Origin of the sequence: Bacillus sp. XT-2, from assembly GCF_025696525.1 — a bacterium.
Taxonomy (GTDB): domain Bacteria; phylum Bacillota; class Bacilli; order Bacillales; family Bacillaceae; genus Bacillus; species Bacillus halotolerans.
Genome location: NZ_JAHVOC010000006.1, coordinates 153,499 through 172,661, shown reverse-complemented (window position 1 = coordinate 172,661; position 19,163 = coordinate 153,499). Strand labels below are relative to the sequence as shown.

The window sequence follows — 19,163 nt, the reverse complement described above, 5'->3', positions numbered from 1 at the left end:
CTTATCATAATTTTATATTAGTAAGTTTTCCAATTGGCCTTTGTCTTAGCATCTGTTGCTCCACCTGATAAACTGGAGTATGAGGTTGTTCCTGCTTTAATTTTACCGCTTGAATTAGTTCTTGTCCCTAGAGCACATGATGAAGCATGGGCCTTATCTTTGTGATGATAATTTGACCAAACTTTCTTTTTAAATCCCCAATCAAAATAACCAGCTGTACCGTAATCCCAGTTTCCTCCGCCAACATCTTCATTTGCAAATGGGGTTACTTCAGAGTTTTTCAGAGGCGTATTAGTTAAATCAACCTCGCCACTTGTTGCAGCACTTGCTGCTGATGCTGCTTGTCCAGTTGATAATGCTAATGCTGCTATTAAAGCTGCACTCATGAGACCTTTTTTCACCATTACTGATCCACTCCTTCTTTTTTAATGTAGATTGAATGACAGCGCGCTCATCCGTTCAACCACAACCTTATTATCCCATATATTAACAATATAGTAAATAAATATCTTTTCCTATAAATGGATCATAAAAGAAAGTGATCTAGATATATTCTATTAACAAACTCGCAGAAAAACTCTCTAAACAGGCTGTTTTATTTCATCAGCATCAAATCAAGATAGAGCTGGCATCGCGTTCTGAAGTCGCTTAAATCGATGGATGTCATCTCAAGAATCTGCTTGATGCGGTAATTTAATGTGTTTTGGTGAATAAACAGCTGTTCTGCGGCTGGTTTTGTTTTGCAATTGTTGAGGAGATAGATTTCCAGCGTTTTCAGCAGCTCGGTGCTGCTTTCTTGGTCTTTCGCTTTTAGTAAAGCCAAATCCTTATTCTCGTATTCCAAAAAGTCATTTTTCTGTTCAATGCTTTCTAAATAACGATAAATACCGAGCTTCTCATATTCATATGGAATGTTTTCCTGGTTGCCGGTTATTTCTGCGGCTTTAATGACTTCCAATGCTTCTGTATAACTTTTGCCAAGTTTTAAGATGTGGTCATATTCGTTTCCGATACCGATATAGATAGGGGTAGGAATTTTTTGAAAGTGAAAATGTGTTAACAGCTTGTTAATGAATTCAGCAGCTGCTGAGGAGGCGGAGCTTTTTTGGGAAAAACTCGCTACGACGATGACAATATTGGATTCTATCGTTAAGACATGACTGACTTTATCCCGCAAATTCAGGTAAGACCTGATATTTTCCTTTAAATCTTCCACCGCTTCCCCATCCCCATTCGCGGCGTGCAGGATGACAACTGAAAACACAGAAGGCAGCACGGTGTTGATTCTCTCAGCTTCGCGCCTGAGCTCCTTTTCAGAAATAAATTGCTGATAGATAGCCCGTTTGATGAGGTCCTCAGCTCTTTCTTCCTTTTCCTGTTTCAGTTTGTTCGCTTTATAAATAATTTTTCCGACATGGAAGGAGGTCTCGTACAAAAAATCGAGCTCTTCGTCTGTCAGATCACGATCCAGTTCCTGAATCCAGATGTAGCCCATGACTTCCCCTTTATGCTTCGCACTCACGACTACTCTCTGATTTAACCCAATGCTCTCAATTTTATTGACGCGAAAAGGCTCAGGTTCTGTTTTCAGCTTTTCAATGATCCCGTCCTTCAAAAACCTCTCAAAAATCTGAACCGGACACTTTTTTGAAAAAATAGTCTGCTGGTTCGCAGAATCAAAATGGTTAATATAGTAAGAATTGTAGGCTAACAAAAAGAAATCCGCGCTTTCCAGTATCACTGGTTTTTGCAGTTCATAGCTGATAAAGTCAATCAGCTTATCAACATCTGAAAATGAAAAAACTCTCTCTAAAAGCTCTTCCATACCTTTTTTCTCCTATACTTTTTTTACTTTAATCATATCCATACGGGGTCTTTTTGTATAGAAAAAAATACGTTTGTTTCCAAAAGAAAAAACAGCGGTCTTAAAAGGAGAAAAGAGGAAAAAGGGATATCCCCTTCCTCCTCCTTTCGATCTTTATTGTGACATCGTATCTTGGTAGTCTTTAAACTGGTCTGTCACATCTTGTGACGGAGCCTGCGTCAATACGCTGACGATATAGACAGATAATAGACTCGCAGCAAAACCAGGTATGATTTCATACAGAAAGCCCGAAAGACCGGCATTCGCCCAAATGATTACAGTCGCTGCCCCTACAATCATGCCGGCGAGTGCCCCCCATTTGGTCATTCGTTTCCAAAATAAACTGAGCAGTACAACCGGTCCAAAAGATGCACCGAAGCCCGCCCACGCGTAGCTGACCAATCCAAGGATGGTATTGTTTTTCTCCCATGCCATAACTAACGCGACAATTGAAACAGCCAGCACAGCCAGACGCCCTAAAAACACCAGTTCTTTATCAGAAGCTGAGCGCCGGAACATCGACTTATACAAATCCTCTACTAAAGAGCTTGATGTGACAAGCAGCTGGGAAGAAATCGTACTCATGATGGCCGCTAAAATCGCAGAAATCAGAAAACCTGTGATAATTGGGTGGAACAAAATGTTTCCTAATTGAATAAAAATCGTCTCCGGGTCCTTCAATGTCATGCCCCGCTGATGGTAATAAGCGATTCCGCCCAAACCTGTCAGCACTGCGCCGGCTGCCGAAAGAATCATCCATCCCATTCCGATTCTGCGCGCTCTTTTTATCTCTTTGACAGACGTAATCGCCATAAAGCGCACAATGATATGCGGCTGGCCGAAGTAGCCCAAGCCCCAGGCAAACAATGAAATGATGCCAAGAACACTGGTTCCTTTAAAAATATTAAACATATCAGGGTCCACAGAGCGGATCTCAGCAGTTGTTTCACCTATTCCCCCGGTGTGGAAAAACGTAACGATAGGAACGAGAATAAGTGCTGCAAACATAATGATCCCCTGAACAAAATCTGTCCAGCTTACAGCCAGAAAGCCCCCAAACAGGGTGTACGCGACAACAACACCAGTCACAATCCACAAGCCGGTGTGATAATTCATCCCCAAGATGCTGTTGAATAAGACGCCGCCGGACACCATTCCGGACGATACATAAAATGTGAAAAAGACTAAAATGACAATTCCTGAAAACAGTCTGAGGAGCTTTGTTTGATCTCCGAAACGATTTTCAAGGAATCCGGGAATCGTAATCGAATTCCCCGCTTTTTCTGTATATGTTCTCAGCCGCGGCGCGACGTAGAGCCAGTTTGCCCATGCCCCAAGGCAAAGCCCGAACACAATCCAAACGCCGCTTAGTCCAGTTGTAAACATGGCGCCCGGAAGCCCCATCAGCAGCCAGCCGCTCATATCGGCAGCTCCCGCACTGAGAGCGGTTACAGCCGGACCTAAGGAACGTCCTCCCAGCATGTAATCCGTCAGGTTTGACGTACGTTTGTAGGCAAAGTAGCCGATCAGCAGCATCCCTGCCATATAAATACAAATTGAAATAATCAGCTGTGTGTTTTCTATGGCACTTCCTCCTCTTTTTTATAGTATATGGATGAAATGGACACCCCCGCAGGGAGGATGCCCATTTAGTCCCGCTTTAGAACATTTCACTGATTGTTTTTGCCTGCATGTGCAGTGCCAGGTAATCAGGACCGCCGGCTTTTGAATCTGTGCCGGACATTTTGAAGCCGCCGAACGGATGGTAGCCGACGATGGCTCCTGTACAGTTACGGTTAAAGTACAGATTTCCAACATGGAATTCTTGTTTTGCACGCTCAATGTGCTTGCGGTTGTTTGTGATCACCGCTCCCGTTAAACCGTACTCAGTATTGTTGGCCACTTCTAATGCTTCATCAAAGCTTGATACTTTAGAGAAAGCGACAACAGGCCCGAAAATTTCTTCCTGCATGAGTCTTGCTTTCGGTTCAAGGTCAGCGAAGATCGTCGGTTTGATGAAGAATCCTTTTGAATCATCACCAGTGCCGCCGCTTACTAATCGGCCTTCCTCTTTTCCAATCTCAATATAACTCATAATTTTATCATAAGAACCCTGGTCAATGACAGGTCCCATGTAAACATCTGCGCTGTCAGGGCTTGCCGTTACTTTAGATTCTGTAATTTCAATAACGCGCTCTAATACTTGGTCATACACTTTTTCATGGACAACAGCACGTGAACCCGCAGAACATTTTTGGCCCGCAAAGCCGAATGCAGATGTAAAGATGGATTGAGCCGCCAATTCAATGTCCGCATCCTCATCCACTACAACTGTATCCTTACCGCCCATTTCAGCGATAACACGTTTTAAGTGCTGCTGGCCTGGCTGAACTTTTGCCGCACGTTCGAAGATTCTCGTACCGACTTCTCTTGATCCTGTAAACGTGATAAGGCTTGTTTTTGGATGATCAACAAGGTAGTCACCGACTTCCGCTCCGCTTCCAGGAACAAAGTTGACAACGCCTTTTGGCAGACCGGATTCTTCAAGAACCTCAACGAATTTCGCAGCAATGACAGGCGTTGCGCTCGCAGGTTTAAGAACAACTGTGTTACCGGTAACGATCGGTGCTACTGTTGTTCCCGCCATAATCGCGAACAAGAAGTTCCAAGGCGGAATAACGACTGTTACGCCAGTCGGCGTGTATACATATTGGTTTTTCTCGCCTTCACGGCTGTTGACCGGTTTTCCTTTTGCCAGTTCAATCATTTGGCGTGCATAATATTCCATGAAGTCAATCGCTTCAGCCGTATCGGCATCTGCCTCGTTCCAAGGCTTCCCTGCTTCTTTTACGAGCAAAGCGGAGAATTCATGCTTTCTGTTGCGGACTTTGGCAGCCGCGCGGAACAGGACAGCCGCTCTTTCTTCCGGAGACGTGTATCTCCACTCTTCAAAGGCTTTAGCCGCAGCTTCAATTGCTTGCTCAGCGTGCTCTTGAGAAGCTTTTGAGACTCTGCCGACTACCTCTTCTTTATTAGCCGGGTTAATTGAAACGATCTTCGCTTCTGTTTCCACTCTTTCACCGTTGATGACAAGAGGATAGTCTTTTCCTAAATATTCGTTTACTGTCGCAAGCGCTTTTTTAAACGCTTCTACGTTGTTTTGGTCTTGGAAATTTGTGAATGGTTCATGTTTGTAAGGTGTTGTCATTGTAATCTCTCCTTTTTTACTTCTTCGTCATTCCTTTGAAAGCAAATGCAATGTTTGACGGACGTTCTGCCAGGCGTCTCATAAAGTAGCCGTACCAATCCTCTCCGTAAGGCAGGTAGACTCTCATGTTATAACCTTCTTTTACGAGGCTGAGCTGGGTTTGCGACCGCATGCCGTACAGCATCTGGAATTCAAACATGTCATTGGAAATGCCGTTTTCCCTGGCAAGCTGCTTTGTATAATCGATCATTTTATCGTCATGTGTCGCAATCGCTGTGTAGTGACCATTTAAGAGCTGCTTTCGGATGATTTTTTTGTAGTTCTCATCGACATCGCTTTTTTCCGGAAAAGCCACTTTTTCTGATTCCTTATATGCTCCTTTTACAAGACGAAGGAACGGTTTCAAAGAATCCAAATCGTCAATATCGTTTTCCGTCCGGTACAGATAGGCCTGCAACACCGTGCTTACATACTCGTATTTCCTTCTGAAATCCTTGAATATATCAAGCGTTTTCTGGCATCTGACCTCGTCTTCCATGTCTATGGTGACCATGACTTTATGCTTCTCGGCCGTCTGGACGATTTTCGTCATATTTTCATACACCAGATCCATATCTATATCGAGACCTAAAGACGTCATCTTTAAAGAAACGTGTGAGTTCAGCTGCTGATCCGCAATGGTCTCAATGGTTTGGATGCATTCTTCCGTGCGTTCCCTTGCGACCTCGGCGCTGTTCACAAACTCGCCTAAATGATCGACAGTAACTGACAAGCCTTGGCTGTTAAGCTGTCGAATTGTCGGGATTGAACTGTTAAAATCATTCCCGCCGATAATTTTACCCGCTGCCACCCGGCTTCCCCAGTTTCTCGCCATCTTATTGAGAAAGCCGCTTTTGGATAAAAATAAGAAAAAATCTCTTGTGATCACTTCCAATCTCAACACCCCGCAATCTAAGAAGTATTTGTATGAGTTTATTGTAAATGGACAAAACCACCGTTCACAATATTCTCAAAATACAAAGATTCTGATTATTTTTGTGGGTTTCTCACAATCAGATAGTTAGAAAGTCGGGGGACTTCCTGTCGAAATATGGAGAGAGGAAGCGACATGAAACATCAGCTTCCTCCATCATTCCACACTTCTTCAACAGTATTCAAAAGCAAACGATTCAGCTCAGGCGTGATATCTTTTTTGATGATTTTCAGCGTTTTCGCCGCTTCCATAATCCTTTCAATCTCCGTTTCAATGAATTGGTGAATCACATGAATTCTTGCTTCTAGATCCAGTTCTTCACCTTTTCTTTTGCGCTCAAGCAAGGTTTCCATCTCTGCTCTCAGTTCGGGTTCCGTAATCAATTCATTCATCAAAACAGTAAAATCCATCGGCGGAATGGTTCCGTGCTTTTCAATCCACTTACACGCCAGTATCGGCCGCAGCACGTAAAAATACTTTTTGATTTTCACCTCTTGCCCTTGCAGGTAATCCTTGACGTTTCTTTTTGCCATATTGATATAGTGATACACACTGGCTTCAGGCTTAAACGCTGTGCTTCGCAGCTTTCTCAGCTGCTCTGCGGTCGTAAAGGCTTCGTAATACACAATGTCTGAGGACAGCCACTCAAGCAGCGGAGGGTTTGATTTTTTGAATAGACGCAGCGTTTTTCTCAGTTCCCAGCCGCTGATGTCCAACAAATCGTGGATCGGCTCTTCAATGACATCCCTCTCCTGCTCGATTGAAAAATACCATTCCTTCTTCGGCACATAAATAAAGCGGACATCATAATCGCTGTCTTGCGACGGGAATCCCCAAGCACGGCTCCCTGATTCAACGGCATACACGATTTTAACGCTGTACTCTTGCTCAATTCGTTTTAGTTCATCAATGATTCTTTGTTTCATATATATTCGTCTCCCGTCTTTTCTCATTCCGGCTGTCTGCAGAAAAAAACCGCCCGATGATGCGGCGGCTCTTCACGTCTGTCAGCCTTTAAGATGCTGCTTAAAGAAGGCAAGCTTTTCCGTTTGAAAGGCAGGGATATACTCATGCCCAAAGTAGCGGTACACCTTCAGCTCTTTTTCTGTCTCCAGATGGTTATATGCCGCAAACACAGTAGAAGGCGGCGTAATCTTGTCAATCAGCCCGATCGACATCAGTACAGGCACCTTCACCCTGTCAGCCAGATTCATAATATCGAAATACGTTAGTGTATTCATGGCCCGCTCTTCTGTTTCCGGGCTGCCATTTCTTCTGAAGAAGGAATTGATTTCGAGATACGGCTGTTCAAGCGCCACATCGATGGCCCGATCGAAATTGCTTAAATAAGGATAATCAGCAACAGCGGCTTTCGGAATATCTGACAGAGCCGCGGCCGCAATGGTTAAGCCTCCGCCCTGGCTTCCGCCCGTCACGCCGATTCTCGTTTCGTCGACTTCATCAAAGCTGCTGATGACTTCAAGAGCGCGGACGGCGTCCAAATAAACTCCCCGGTAGTAGTATGTATCTTTATCAAGAATTCCTTTCGTCATCCAGCCCAATGCGTGTCCGTGCGGAGAAATACTGGTATCCTCGCTGCCCTGCTGGCCGCGGACAAGCATGCCGAACGCAGCGTATCCGTGCAGCGCCCAATTGACCATTTCATGAATGTCTCCGTCATAGCTTGCATTGTAGCCGTGATATTTCACGATCGCCGGATGCGGGCCTTCTTTGTCAGGCACCGCATACCATCCGGCAATGCTGGCATTTCCAAAACTTTTATATGTGAGGCGGTATACCTTTACCCCGTCAGCAGGATAATCAACCGGCTGTAAGTCAGGAACTGCTGGAACTTTGGCAAGCTCATTCAAAGAGGATTTCCAAAACTCAGAAAAATCTTTTTGGGCAGTTTTGTCAGGCTTATACGTTTGCAATTGGTCGAGCGGCATATCGAATAGTTGCATTTCCGATTATTCTCCTTTGTTTAATAAGATTTAGTTTATTCTATACTATCACGTTTTGAATCTATTTTCTAAATTTTTTAACATCTGTTTTCTGATTCAATCCCTCGACGTGCATTTGATCTTGTGATGTATATCCTTCTATCCTTGAACACCAATTCACTCTTCTTGATCAAACGTTTGTTTAACCGATTCCCGGCTCAGTTCCATAAAGGCCTGAGCGGTCAGACTGACATAGCGGTTCTTTAAAAATACAAAAACCAGAGTGCGTGAAGGCGCGGATTGAAGAGATAAATAGATGACACCCGGGTCTTTGTCTCTTTTGACCATATTTGGCGCCAGTGTTACCCCCAAACCGTTTGCCACAAGGGATTGCGCGGTTTCGATGTGGCTCGTTTTAAACGTCGCGTGTGGCTTAAAGCCGCTTTCCGCACATAGGTCAAGTACCGTCCGGCGAAAACCGTAGCCCTCCTTCAGCAAAATAAAAGGAACGTGCTTTGCCATCTCAAGCGGCACGCACGGCGGCCGGCTCCCCTCTCCTTCCAGCGCTTTATCAATCAGTGCAGTCATGTCGGGCGGCATCCACCTTTGTTTTTCCTTTGGTACGGCAAGAACGATCGGCTCCGTCAGCAAGGGTTCGATGGAGAGTCTCTCATCCTCGATCGGCAAGGATAAAACAGAAAGATCAACCTCACCCTTTGCCGTCATCTCCTCTAAGGCAGCTGGGTCTTTTTCGATAAGCTGAACCTCCATATGGGGATAACGCGCCAAAAACTGCTTCAGCAGCGGAGGAAAAATATATCTCCCTGTTACAGCCGGAATCCCGATCGAAAGCTTGTGTCCCAGTCCTTGAGAACGCTCCTGCATCTCCCGCAGCAAGTCATCCCTTGATCGAATGATGTCCTCAGCCTTTTCAATAAAACGGCGGCCGTGCGGTGTCAGCGTAACAGAGCCGTGTGACCTGTGAAAAAGAGTAAGCCCAAGTTCCATCTCCAGCTTTTTGATTTGCTGGCTGAGAGAAGGCTGGGCGATATGAAGGTGCTTCGCCGCTTTTGTAAAGCTCTGTCGGCGGGCAATTTCCGCAGCATATTCCATCACTTTAATATCCATTTCAGCCTCCATAGGTTGAAACTATCGAATTCATCATTTTTATATCTTGGACGAATCATAACAGACATTGCTAACATAATCCATATCACCACCAAAAATGAAGGAGCTGGTTCACTTGCCAAATGAAACTCCGTTTTCGAAAAATGCTGAGATGTACCGTGATGAGAAGGTATTTGCTGAGGGTGAAGATTTAGCGATGCTGATCAAAACTGCGGAATGCCGTGCAGAGCAGCGAGTGCTTGATGTCGGAGCGGGAGCGGGCCATACAGCGCTGGCTTTTTCCCCTTACGTCCAAGAATGCATCGGCATTGATGCGACGCAAGAAATGGTTGACGTTGCTTTATCTTTTGCGGAAGAAAAAGGCGCTTTCAATGTACACTTTCAGAAAGGAACGGCAGAGGAGCTTCCTTTCCCTGACGATTCATTTGATGTCATCACCTGCCGATATGCGGCTCACCACTTTTCCAATGTTCATCAAGCCGTCAGTGAAGTTGCACGCGTGATGAAAAAGAACGGACGGTTTTTCCTGGTCGATCACTACGCGCCTGAAGCTCCTGATCTTGATGAGTTTGTCAATCATTTGAACCGGCTCAGAGATCCTTCTCACGTACGCGAAAGTTCATTATCGGAATGGCAGTCAATGTTTACGGCCAACCAGCTCGGCTATGAAGAAATCCAAAAGTGGAATTTGCCGATTGAATACAACAGCTGGATCAAACGAGGCGGAACCCCCGCCGATCGGGAACAGCGTATCATCAGCCATTTGAACAACGCGTCTGACGAAGCCCGTGACACCTTTTGCCTCGAATTGAATCAAAACGGAAAGCCTGAATCCTTTTGCTTAAAAGCGATATTGATCCAAGGCGTGAAGCGATAAAAAAAGCCGTGCATACCGCACGGCTTTTACATTGGCTGATAAAGATCCCAACCGATTTTTAACGTCTCCACAATGTAATCTGCAATCTCTTCAGGAGCAAGGTTGTCTGTTTCCACTTTTGAATTGTGCTTGTCATAGATGACTTTTCTTTCGTTAAACAGCTGCTCCATTTCATCCATTGACCGGTTATGCAGCACCGGGCGGCTTTCGATCAGCAAATTCGCGCGCTGCTTCCAGTTCTCCCAAGACAGATCGAGGTGAAGCACCAGACAATGTTCGAGACAGCATTTTCTGATTTCCTCTTGTTTAAAAGAGCCTCCGCCAAGTGAGACAATTTTAAATCTTGTATGGTGGCATAGATTCAGGATATATTCTTTTTCTGTTTTCCGGAAAAAGTCCTCACCTTTTTTTTCAAACATCTCAGGGATCGACATGTTGAAATCCTTTTCGATTTCTTGGTCAATATCGATAAAATCTCTATATAATTTCTTAGCGACCAATTGGCCGATTGTCGTTTTTCCTACACCCATGAATCCAATCAGGACGATATTTCTTTCTCTTACTGGGATGGCTCGTTTAGCGTTCATCTTCGGCGAAATCCTCCTAAGGAATGAAAGTTTATCTTCATTATATGCTGATTTTGCGAATATTTATATAGATACCGGCTCAGGCGTCCTCTATTTCATTAAGCTTTCCTACAATAAAACATAAGAAAACGCAATGGCCTCCGTGATGCAGAATAAAAGATGTAACATGACGAAACGTCGTTTTTGAGCAGTCGGCTCCGTTTCTTTTTTGCGTTCAATAACCTTCTTGTCCGGATGACATTCATTGTACAACATTTTCAGAAATAATTTAATACTTCGACGCAAAAAAGCATTAAATGATTAAACGTCCTTCCTCTCTCTGCGTTTATCCGTTTTTCATCAGGGAAAAAGATGACGGGAGGGATGTGAGATGAAAATAAGCTTTTGTACAACCGGGTGTAAAAAGCAAAATGTAATGGACGTCATTTCCTTTGCGAAGGAGCAGTCCTTTGACGGGATTGATTTGTGGTACGGCCACATCGAACAGTATGAACAGGACTTCGGGCCGCTGGACAGCCTTTATACCCTGCTGCAGCAGCATAAACTGAAGGTGCCCGCGGTCAGCTTATACACCGATTTTGTGACACAAGGAGAAGAAGAAACAAAAGAAGCAGTGAGAAAAGGGCTTCGGGCGGCGAGACAGCTTCACAGCCCGCTTATTCGCGTATTTGCCGGCAATCAGGCGTCAAACAGAACGTCACCGGAAAAATGGCTGCGTGCGGTTGAACAATTCCAGCAGGCTGCGCAAATGGCAGACGGCTATGAGGTGAATATCGGTCTGGAAATTCACTATGATACGTATGCCGATACACCTGAAGCTGCTTTAACATTTTTGAAGGATGTCGGCCATCCAAGACTCCGAACGATTTTTGACGGGTCAAATCTGCACGTGAACCGAATTGACCAGCTGCCCGCTTTAGAAAAAACCTTTCATACGAACAGCCATATCCATTTGAAAAACTACCGCTGGAACTTTGATAACTGGTATCTGAGCGAGCCAACTCCGATTTTTCAAGGAGATCTCGATCAAAAAGCATTTTTAAAAGAGCTGATGAACAGACAATATGATGGTTTTGTTTCTCTTGAGTATTTTGGAGAACATGCCTTTACGCATATAAAGGAATCGCTCCGCGAATATACGTCTGTTTTTTCCCGCTGACTCTTCGATCGAAGGGTCTTTTTTTGTATCATAAACAAAAAGGGGGATATCATGATGATCATTTGGATAAATGGGGCTTTCGGTTCCGGAAAAACACAAACAGCGTTTGAACTGCACAGAAGGCTGAAACCGTCTTACGTATATGATCCTGAAAAGATGGGGTTTGCGATGCGTTCGATGATACCGCCGGATATCGCTGAAGATGACTTTCAAAGCTACCATCTGTGGCGGGAATTCAATTACAGCATGCTTTCCTATTTATCAGATACATATCAGGGCATCATCATTGTGCCCATGACCATTACGAATGATCAATACTTCGATGACATTATCGGCAGGCTGAGACAGGATGGCCGGACCATTCACCACTTTACCCTGCTGGCTTTAAAGGAAACATTGCTGAAACGCCTGCGCACCAGAGCGGAAGGAAAAAACTCCTGGGCCGCAAAACAAATCGACCGCTGCATCAACAGCCTGTCTGATAGCCTCTTCACAGAACATCTCCATACAGACCAAATGTCTATTCAGCAGGTCGCAGAAACGATCGCTGCCCAAGCAAATCTGCCGCTTGAGCCTGATTCGAGAGGCAGCCTGCGAAGATTCACTGACAGATTGATGGTGAAGCTGAATCATATCCGTATCAAATAAAAGACGTTTTGAAAGCATGTCCCTGATACATGCAAATGGATCAATAAATAAAAAGCCCACTCCAAGAGTGGGCTTTTATCATATTATCTTCCACCAGTCATCAAACATAGAAGCTGGGACCTGGCGCTTATGCTCCGTCACGCTGTAGCGTTTCTCCAGCGCTTCTGACGCCTTCGCCGATACTTCTTTTCCTTCGAGATAATCATCAATCTCATCGTAGGAAATGCCAAGCTCAGTTTCATCAGACTGCTGCGGCTTTTCATCCAGCAGATCGGCAGTCGGTTCTTTTAAGTATAAGCGTTCCGGTGCATCCAGCTCTTTCAGCAGGCTTCTTCCCTGACGCTTTGTTAAACCTGTCAGCGGCAGGAGATCTGCTCCTCCGTCACCGTATTTCGTAAAGAAACCAGTCACGGCTTCGGCCGCATGGTCTGTTCCAATCACAAGAAGGCCTTCTTGGCCGCCGATCGCGTATTGAGCAATCATTCTCGTTCTCGCTTTTACGTTTCCTTTATTAAAGTCTGTCAGCTTATCGCCTGTCTCTTGCTGATATTGATCCGCAAAAGCGCTGACTGTTGATTGAATGTCAAATTTCCATGATTTATCCGGCTTGATGAATTTCAGAGCGAGCTGGGCGTCATCTTCATCCTGCTGTGTGCCGTGCGGAAGACGGACCGCGATAAATTGAGCGTCTCCGCCCTCCTCGCGAATGCTTTCCACCGCAAGCTGAGCAAGTCTTCCCGCAAGTGTTGAATCCTGTCCGCCGCTGATGCCAAGCACAAGTCCTTTAGCGCCGGTTTTCTTTACATATTGTTTTAAAAAATTGACTCTGTCCTCAATTTCTTGCTTTGGATCAATTGAGGGCTTCACATGTAATTCACGCATAATCTTTTCCTGCATGCTCATCCCAATCATTCCTCCTGTACATTTTCGCTTGTTTCTTACTGTTCATTTCCCCGAATCAATGAAAATGAATCATGACTGTTATGTATCCATATTAACTATAGCACAGGTCTTATTTCATAGTGAATAAGAGAGATCAGCTGACTTCAACCCGTATGGACGTCACACTGTCGCCATTGCACTTTCCTTTTTCAATCGGGCAGGAAGAAAACGCGACAACCAAATCCATCTCCGCTCTGAGTCTGACGTAATCCCCGGCATTTGACAGCGGCGTTTCCACAGACAGGTTCCCCTTCTCATCCAGAACGGTATTCATAAAAATCGCAAACGGATAATGCATATGCGGCTTCGGCACGCCGAACTGCTCAAGCGCCCGGTTCATATTGTCATAACACGTATCCTGGAACTCGTCCTTTTGTTTTCCGTATAACAGCCGGTTCATGTCAGGACGGCAGGCCGGCAGAAGCAAGTCATGCTTGCCGACTGTATCCTCAATGAGCGTCAGCATCGGTTTATACAAATTAGAGTAAATATGATCGTTGACCTTCACATGAATGGAATGATTGGCATCAATGGTAGCTCCCTGATCAAGATGCTCATAAAAATCCTTTGCGTGGTACGCCACAAAATCAGCAACCTGCTGCCCCTCTACATCAACCACCTTCAAAATCTGGCCCTTTTTCAGCTTCAGGCCGAGCCCTTTCTTCGGCTGAACGATATATTGCTGTGTCATCCGCTTCGCTCCTTTTTCTATTAGTATGAGCGTTTACCATCGCCTCCATGTAAAAAGAGGCAAAAATCCGATGCATATAAGCCTTGCGCGGGTTGCAATCTAACCTTAGATAAAAGGGGTTGAATGTAAATGAGTCAAACAAAAAAAGACCAAGAAAAAGGAAATCTGGCTTGGTGGCAGCTTTCATTAATCGGGATAGGATGCACAATCGGAACAGGTTTTTTTCTCGGTTCCAGCATCGCAATTGTGAAAAGCGGATTTTCCGTTCTGCTTTCATTTCTAATTGGAGCGATCGGCACTTATTTTGTATTCGAACAGCTTGCCAAACTTTCGGCAAAACACCCTGAAAAGGGCTCGTTCTGTTCATATGCGAGAAAAGCGTTCGGCAGGTGGGCCGGCTTCAGCAACGGCTGGGTGTACTGGTCATCTGAAATGCTGATTACCGGAAGCCAGCTGACAGCCATTTCGTTATTTACGAAGCATTGGTTTCCTCAAGTACCGCTGTGGGTATTTGCTTCCATCTATGCTGTACTTGGGCTTCTCATTATTTTTACCGGACTTTCTGTTTTTGAAAAAACAGAAAACGTGCTGGCAGTTATCAAAACAGCCGCTATCTTCATGTTTATCGTGATTGCCATTCTGGCTTTGTGCGGCATATTATCAGGCGGAAAGCCGGAGGTGCAGATTCCGAATGAGACGAAAGAATTTTTCCCATTCGGAGCTATGGGGCTGTGGACAGGCCTGATTTATGCATTTTACGCGTTTGGCGGCATTGAAGTCATGGGGCTCATGACGGTTCATTTAAAGAAGCCGGAGGAAGCCTCAAAATCAGGAAAGCTGATGCTGGCAACGCTGGCGATTATTTATATCATTTCAATCGGGCTCGCTTTGCTACTAGTTCCTTTACACAAGTTTACAGAACAGGACAGCCCGTTTATTACGTCTTTAAAAGGATTTCATCTCGAAGTGGTCCTTGATATTTTTAACGGCATTTTTATTATCGCGGGCTTCTCGACCCTTGTCGCTTCACTCTTTGCCGTGACAACATTGCTTTGTACGATGGCCGATGACGGCGACGCGCCGAAATGCTTTACTCTAAAAGAAGGCAAAAAAATATGCTGGCCCGCGCTCGGATTAACATTTGCGGGGCTTATCGTGTCTATCGTACTGTCTTTAGTGCTGCCTAAAAATATATATGAGCACATGACAACAGCGGCCGGGCTTATGCTTTTATACACTTGGCTGTTTATCCTGTTCTCCAGCAAAAAGCTGACCGATCCGGCAGCCATGGCGAAAACGCAAATTTATCTGGCGACAATTCTGATCGCGGCGGCTGTGTCCGGCACGCTGTTTGAAAAATCAAGCCGACCCGGATTTTTTGTCAGCTTGGGATTTCTAGCTGTCATTGCCGTTGTCACCTTGATCTATCAAAAAAAGCAGGGACATAAAGACCGCCCTGCCAGCTCGTGAACTATTTCATTTTGTTAAACATGTTCTTTAAATATGAAAACGGGCATTTTGATACCTGTTTTTCATCATCCCGGAGAAAATACTGTTTCCATTCCCGGTTATCCTTTCCTCCGTACCAGCCTAAATGCGGATGAATCGGAGCTTGATCATAAGCCTGTAAACGGGATCGGATCAGCCTGCTCATGTTTCGGCCAGATGCGGTTGAACCATTTAGATCTTCAAACACCCATCTTGGCTGGAACGTGATCATAAAATAAGGAAAGCTTCGGCTTCTCCTCGCATCATGAGCCGGCGTTGCACACAGAATAAAATACGGCTCGCCGTCAAAACAAAACTCCCATTTATAATGCTCTGGATCGGCCGGAATATCTGCCGGCCACTCTTTTTCATCTTGTTCGCTCAGTCTATTTAAAAAGCGCCAAAACAGCTCTTCATATGCTTCAATGGAATAATGCTCAGCCAAATCCTCCGGTGTATCAAATAACACAACCAATGACGTATACTTCCCGGAGTCTCGCGAGATATTCCCATACTCCGCAAGCAGCGGCGCCAGTTCCTCCACCGTACCGTTTTCCCTGGGATCTCCTGCAAAGGCAATGCGAAGCTGATCAGTCAGAAATGCCTGACGGCCGGGAATACACGGGAACGTATCCGCGTCATCCGCCAAAGTTTCTGCTAATAGCTCAAAAGCGATTTTTTGCCATTCCGGGAACTCAGCTTGATTCCGTTCCAGAAAACTTTTGGTGTAAATCCCTTTCACCATTGATCCACCTCCAGTATCATCTGAATACTATATTAAAACGGAAGGCGGCAGGTGACTGTCCTTTTTGAATCAGCCCAATAACTCTTTAATGCCTTGATAACCGAAGTAAAAACCGAATACAAGCAAGGATATGCCAGCAATCGCGGTGAATCCCCGCAACAGCTTTTCGTGAAGCAGGTTCCTGAATGTACTGGCTGCGATCGCCATGCAAAAATCCCAGATTAAAATGCCAATCATAATGCCGGAACTATAGATGAGAAGCTGACTCATATTGTAAGCCTCCGCCGTTTTTGCAAGAATACTCCCGTAAATCCCAAGCCAAAAGAGGATACTCAATGGATTTGACAATGAGATGAGAAAACCCGAGGCAAATGTTTTTCTGTAGGACGGCTTCCCCTTCGAGCTGCGTACGTCTATCGCTTCCCTGATATTCTTCAGCGTTTCAATACCGGTATAGGTCAGTACAAAAAAGCCAAAGAGCCACAAAAACGTTTTCACAAACGGAGCGGTCAAAAACTGTGACAGACCGAAATAGATGAAAAGCATGTACAGTCCGTCAGCTGTCATGGCGCCTAAACCAAAAATCCACGCATGCCAAAACCCGTTTTTAATGCCTTTATCAATTTGCGCCGCATTGACAGGTCCCACAGGCGCAGACAAGGACAGCCCCAGCACAATATAACTCAAAAAAATGTTCACCGGCCCGTACTCCCCTCTCTTACTCAACTTGTACAATTTATTCGGGAACGGGCCAAGCTATGCACAAAACTCACCTATTGTTTCAAGCGGTCAAGCTCTTCCTCTATAATATCGGAGGCTTTGCCGATAAAACCGAAAATCAGTTCCAATTCCTCCTCCGTATACTCGCGGCACAGATCCATCGTCGACTCTGACAGTGATCGGAACAAATCCTTCACATGCTGTTTAGAAGCGGTAAGAGGCACGATAATCACTCTTCTGCGGTCGTTCGGGTCCCTTTCACGGGCCACATACCCCGCTTTTTCCAGCCGGTCAACGAGCGCCGTAACCGAACCCGTGCTGAGTCCCGTCTTTCTCCCCAGTTCGCCGGCCGTCATTGGCCCCGCTTCATTTAAGATGTCAGCTGATTTCAAATCGGTGGGAAACAGACCGAGAGCCTGAGCGGCTGCCTGATGAAACAGAACCGTTCTTGTGCCCAATTTCCGAAAAAGCTGAACGGAAGTCTTTTCCAACTCACTTCTGGAATCTCTTGTTGACAACTGACAGTCCTCCCTATAAAATCAAATTTATCTTGATAATCGAGATAATTAATAATCAAACTATTATCATGATATCAAACCTTACTTAGAAAAGGTAGAGGAGGTAGAATAAATGGATACAACAGCCGCAAAATATCCTTCCACTAAATTTGTGGTTCTCGGTCTTTTGCTGGGCATTTTAATGTCGGCAATGGACAATACAATTGTTGCCACAGCGATGGGCAGCATCGTGGCTGATCTTGGAAGCTTTGATAAATTTGCATGGGTAACTGCATCCTACATGGTAGCGGTGATGGCTGGAATGCCGATTTACGGCAAGCTTTCCGACATGTACGGCCGAAAACGTTTTTTCCTGTTTGGACTTATCTTTTTCTTAATCGGGTCGGCATTATGCGGAATCGCACAAACAATGAACCAGCTGATCATCTACCGGGCCATTCAGGGGATTGGGGGCGGAGCGCTCCTGCCGATTGCCTTCACGATTATCTTTGATTTGTTTCCGCCGGAAAAACGCGGAAAAATGTCAGGCATGTTCGGCGCTGTATTTGGATTATCAAGTGTTCTCGGCCCGCTGTTAGGCGCTATTATCACAGACTCTATCAGCTGGCACTGGGTGTTTTACATCAACGTCCCTATCGGTGCACTGTCATTGTTTTTCATCATTCGCTATTACAAAGAATCGCTGGAGCATAAAAAGCAGAAAATTGATTGGGGCGGCGCGATTACTTTAGTCGTATCCATTGTGTGCCTGATGTTTGCGCTTGAGCTTGGCGGCAAAACATACGACTGGAATTCGATTCAAATCATTGGCCTGTTTATCATTTTCGCTGTTTTCTTTATTGCCTTTTTTATTGTGGAGAGAAAAGCGGAAGAACCGATTATCTCCTTCTGGATGTTTAAGAACCGCTTGTTTGCCACAGCGCAGATTCTCGCTTTTCTTTATGGCGGAACATTCATTATTTTAGCAGTGTTTATTCCGATTTTCGTACAGGCGGTATACGGCAGCTCAGCGACAAGCGCAGGCTTCATTCTGACACCGATGATGATCGGATCAGTGATCGGAAGTATGATCGGCGGAATCTTCCAAACGAAGGCAAGCTTCCGCAATCTGATGCTGATTTCCGTCATATCTTTCTTTATCGGCATGCTGCTGCTTTCCAATATGACGCCGGACACAGCGCGCGTATGGCTGACTGTCTTTATGATGATTTCAGGCTTCGGCGTAGGCTTTAACTTCTCGCTTCTCCCGGCAGCATCCATGAATGATCTTGAACCTCGTTTTCGGGGAACGGCCAACTCCACGAATTCATTTTTACGATCATTCGGCATGACGCTCGGCGTCACGATTTTCGGCACGGTTCAGACGAACGTATTCACAAACCAGCTCAGCGATGCCTTCAGCGGGATGAAAGGCTCCGCCGGCTCAGGCGCTCCGCAGAATATCGGTGATCCACAGGCGATTTTCCAAGCCGGCACACGATCACAGATCCCTGCTGCGATTCTGAACCGGATCATCGACGCCATGTCATCAAGCATCACATATGTCTTTTTACTTGCTTTGATTCCAATTGTCCTCGCGGCGATCACCGTTTTGTTCATGGGAAAAACAAGAGTCAAAACAACTGAGGAAATGACGAAGAAAGCAAATTAATACAAAAAGCAGTACACCTCG

Annotated in this window: 19 protein-coding genes; 5 read left to right on the top strand and 14 right to left on the bottom strand. The window is 45.3% G+C overall.

Annotated features, from left to right (window positions below):
- Positions 1 to 17 precede the first annotated feature (17 nt).
- From KXD37_RS16425 to KXD37_RS16390, 8 genes are all read right to left on the bottom strand, one after another.
- The gene (locus KXD37_RS16425; protein WP_188323511.1) at positions 18 to 404 is read right to left on the bottom strand and encodes a lactococcin 972 family bacteriocin; all 387 of its coding nucleotides are present in this window, start codon (positions 402 to 404) and stop codon (positions 18 to 20) included.
- Positions 405 to 595: 191 nt separating this feature from the next.
- Entirely contained in the window at positions 596 to 1,825 is a 1,230-nt protein-coding gene (gene putR / locus KXD37_RS16420) for a proline utilization transcriptional regulator PutR (protein WP_101860181.1), read from the bottom strand.
- 153 nt (positions 1,826 to 1,978) lie between these two features.
- Positions 1,979 to 3,433 carry a sodium/proline symporter PutP gene (gene putP / locus KXD37_RS16415; protein ID WP_188323797.1) on the bottom strand — a complete coding sequence of 485 codons (1,455 nt, stop codon included), beginning with the start codon at positions 3,431 to 3,433 and terminating at the stop codon, positions 1,979 to 1,981.
- 91 nt (positions 3,434 to 3,524) lie between these two features.
- The gene (gene pruA / locus KXD37_RS16410) at positions 3,525 to 5,072 is read right to left on the bottom strand and encodes an L-glutamate gamma-semialdehyde dehydrogenase (protein ID WP_044161972.1); all 1,548 of its coding nucleotides are present in this window, start codon (positions 5,070 to 5,072) and stop codon (positions 3,525 to 3,527) included.
- 16 nt (positions 5,073 to 5,088) lie between these two features.
- The gene (putB, locus tag KXD37_RS16405; RefSeq protein ID WP_081638229.1) at positions 5,089 to 6,000 is read right to left on the bottom strand and encodes a proline dehydrogenase PutB; all 912 of its coding nucleotides are present in this window, start codon (positions 5,998 to 6,000) and stop codon (positions 5,089 to 5,091) included.
- A 188-nt stretch (positions 6,001 to 6,188) separates the two neighbouring features.
- Positions 6,189 to 6,971: a nucleotidyltransferase domain-containing protein gene (locus KXD37_RS16400; RefSeq protein WP_024120156.1), complete on the bottom strand. Its 783-nt coding sequence runs from the start codon at positions 6,969 to 6,971 to the stop codon at positions 6,189 to 6,191.
- Positions 6,972 to 7,052: 81 nt separating this feature from the next.
- Positions 7,053 to 8,009, bottom strand: a complete 957-nt coding sequence (gene cah, locus KXD37_RS16395; RefSeq protein WP_188323510.1) for a cephalosporin C deacetylase — start codon at positions 8,007 to 8,009, stop codon at positions 7,053 to 7,055.
- A gap of 156 nt (positions 8,010 to 8,165) precedes the next feature.
- The gene (locus KXD37_RS16390; RefSeq protein ID WP_151174740.1) at positions 8,166 to 9,116 is read right to left on the bottom strand and encodes a LysR family transcriptional regulator; all 951 of its coding nucleotides are present in this window, start codon (positions 9,114 to 9,116) and stop codon (positions 8,166 to 8,168) included.
- Positions 9,117 to 9,231: 115 nt separating this feature from the next.
- On the opposite strand from KXD37_RS16390, the gene KXD37_RS16385 reads away from it, so the two are divergent.
- On the top strand, positions 9,232 to 9,993 hold the full coding sequence (locus KXD37_RS16385) for a class I SAM-dependent methyltransferase (RefSeq protein ID WP_127696036.1): 762 nt from the start codon (positions 9,232 to 9,234) through the stop codon (positions 9,991 to 9,993).
- A 26-nt stretch (positions 9,994 to 10,019) separates the two neighbouring features.
- Here KXD37_RS16385 and KXD37_RS16380 read toward each other — a convergent pair whose 3' ends face one another.
- Positions 10,020 to 10,580, bottom strand: a complete 561-nt coding sequence (locus KXD37_RS16380) for a shikimate kinase (protein ID WP_127696038.1) — start codon at positions 10,578 to 10,580, stop codon at positions 10,020 to 10,022.
- A gap of 370 nt (positions 10,581 to 10,950) precedes the next feature.
- Between KXD37_RS16380 and KXD37_RS16375 the strand changes: the two genes are divergently transcribed.
- Together KXD37_RS16375 and tmrB are read left to right on the top strand one after the other, a co-directional pair.
- Entirely contained in the window at positions 10,951 to 11,739 is a 789-nt protein-coding gene (locus tag KXD37_RS16375) for a sugar phosphate isomerase/epimerase family protein (RefSeq protein WP_106021092.1), read from the top strand.
- A gap of 54 nt (positions 11,740 to 11,793) precedes the next feature.
- The gene (tmrB, locus tag KXD37_RS16370; protein ID WP_263463659.1) at positions 11,794 to 12,387 is read left to right on the top strand and encodes a tunicamycin resistance ATP-binding TmrB; all 594 of its coding nucleotides are present in this window, start codon (positions 11,794 to 11,796) and stop codon (positions 12,385 to 12,387) included.
- Positions 12,388 to 12,465: 78 nt separating this feature from the next.
- On the opposite strand, the gene nadE is transcribed toward tmrB, so the two are convergent.
- Together nadE and KXD37_RS16360 are read right to left on the bottom strand one after the other, a co-directional pair.
- Complete coding sequence (nadE, locus tag KXD37_RS16365) at positions 12,466 to 13,290, bottom strand: ammonia-dependent NAD(+) synthetase (protein ID WP_106021096.1); 825 nt, start codon at positions 13,288 to 13,290, stop codon at positions 12,466 to 12,468.
- A gap of 133 nt (positions 13,291 to 13,423) precedes the next feature.
- Positions 13,424 to 14,020, bottom strand: coding sequence for a DUF1989 domain-containing protein (locus tag KXD37_RS16360; RefSeq protein WP_044161986.1), 597 nt, complete (start codon positions 14,018 to 14,020; stop codon positions 13,424 to 13,426).
- A 129-nt stretch (positions 14,021 to 14,149) separates the two neighbouring features.
- On the opposite strand from KXD37_RS16360, the gene KXD37_RS16355 reads away from it, so the two are divergent.
- Positions 14,150 to 15,490, top strand: a complete 1,341-nt coding sequence (locus KXD37_RS16355; RefSeq protein ID WP_263463658.1) for an amino acid permease — start codon at positions 14,150 to 14,152, stop codon at positions 15,488 to 15,490.
- A 1-nt stretch (position 15,491) separates the two neighbouring features.
- On the opposite strand, the gene KXD37_RS16350 is transcribed toward KXD37_RS16355, so the two are convergent.
- The 3 genes from KXD37_RS16350 to KXD37_RS16340 all read right to left on the bottom strand — a co-directional run bounded on the left by KXD37_RS16350 (position 15,492) and on the right by KXD37_RS16340 (position 17,491).
- The gene (locus tag KXD37_RS16350; RefSeq protein WP_024120146.1) at positions 15,492 to 16,253 is read right to left on the bottom strand and encodes a YqcI/YcgG family protein; all 762 of its coding nucleotides are present in this window, start codon (positions 16,251 to 16,253) and stop codon (positions 15,492 to 15,494) included.
- 69 nt (positions 16,254 to 16,322) lie between these two features.
- Entirely contained in the window at positions 16,323 to 16,952 is a 630-nt protein-coding gene (locus tag KXD37_RS16345; protein ID WP_024120145.1) for a LysE family translocator, read from the bottom strand.
- A gap of 74 nt (positions 16,953 to 17,026) precedes the next feature.
- Positions 17,027 to 17,491: a MarR family transcriptional regulator gene (locus KXD37_RS16340; RefSeq protein ID WP_127696046.1), complete on the bottom strand. Its 465-nt coding sequence runs from the start codon at positions 17,489 to 17,491 to the stop codon at positions 17,027 to 17,029.
- Positions 17,492 to 17,603: 112 nt separating this feature from the next.
- Between KXD37_RS16340 and bmr3 the strand changes: the two genes are divergently transcribed.
- Positions 17,604 to 19,142 (top strand): multidrug efflux MFS transporter Bmr3, encoded by a 1,539-nt coding sequence (gene bmr3 / locus KXD37_RS16335; RefSeq protein ID WP_106021104.1) that lies wholly within the window; start codon positions 17,604 to 17,606, stop codon positions 19,140 to 19,142.
- Positions 19,143 to 19,163: the final 21 nt, after the last annotated feature.

What these genes read in the sequence shown, in the direction of transcription:
- KXD37_RS16355 (WP_263463658.1), top strand. Translation starts at nt 14,150, where the DNA reads ATGAGTCAAACAAAAAAAGACCAAGAAAAAGGAAATCTGGCTTGGTGG.
- KXD37_RS16350 (WP_024120146.1), bottom strand. Translation starts at nt 16,253, where the DNA reads ATGGTGAAAGGGATTTACACCAAAAGTTTTCTGGAACGGAATCAAGCT.
- putR (WP_101860181.1), bottom strand. Translation starts at nt 1,825, where the DNA reads ATGGAAGAGCTTTTAGAGAGAGTTTTTTCATTTTCAGATGTTGATAAG.
- pruA (WP_044161972.1), bottom strand. Translation starts at nt 5,072, where the DNA reads ATGACAACACCTTACAAACATGAACCATTCACAAATTTCCAAGACCAA.
- nadE (WP_106021096.1), bottom strand. Translation starts at nt 13,290, where the DNA reads ATGAGCATGCAGGAAAAGATTATGCGTGAATTACATGTGAAGCCCTCA.
- KXD37_RS16375 (WP_106021092.1), top strand. Translation starts at nt 10,951, where the DNA reads ATGAAAATAAGCTTTTGTACAACCGGGTGTAAAAAGCAAAATGTAATG.
- KXD37_RS16425 (WP_188323511.1), bottom strand. Translation starts at nt 404, where the DNA reads ATGGTGAAAAAAGGTCTCATGAGTGCAGCTTTAATAGCAGCATTAGCA.
- KXD37_RS16390 (WP_151174740.1), bottom strand. Translation starts at nt 9,116, where the DNA reads ATGGATATTAAAGTGATGGAATATGCTGCGGAAATTGCCCGCCGACAG.
- cah (WP_188323510.1), bottom strand. Translation starts at nt 8,009, where the DNA reads ATGCAACTATTCGATATGCCGCTCGACCAATTGCAAACGTATAAGCCT.
- tmrB (WP_263463659.1), top strand. Translation starts at nt 11,794, where the DNA reads ATGATCATTTGGATAAATGGGGCTTTCGGTTCCGGAAAAACACAAACA.
- KXD37_RS16380 (WP_127696038.1), bottom strand. Translation starts at nt 10,580, where the DNA reads ATGAACGCTAAACGAGCCATCCCAGTAAGAGAAAGAAATATCGTCCTG.
- KXD37_RS16360 (WP_044161986.1), bottom strand. Translation starts at nt 14,020, where the DNA reads ATGACACAGCAATATATCGTTCAGCCGAAGAAAGGGCTCGGCCTGAAG.
- bmr3 (WP_106021104.1), top strand. Translation starts at nt 17,604, where the DNA reads ATGGATACAACAGCCGCAAAATATCCTTCCACTAAATTTGTGGTTCTC.
- KXD37_RS16400 (WP_024120156.1), bottom strand. Translation starts at nt 6,971, where the DNA reads ATGAAACAAAGAATCATTGATGAACTAAAACGAATTGAGCAAGAGTAC.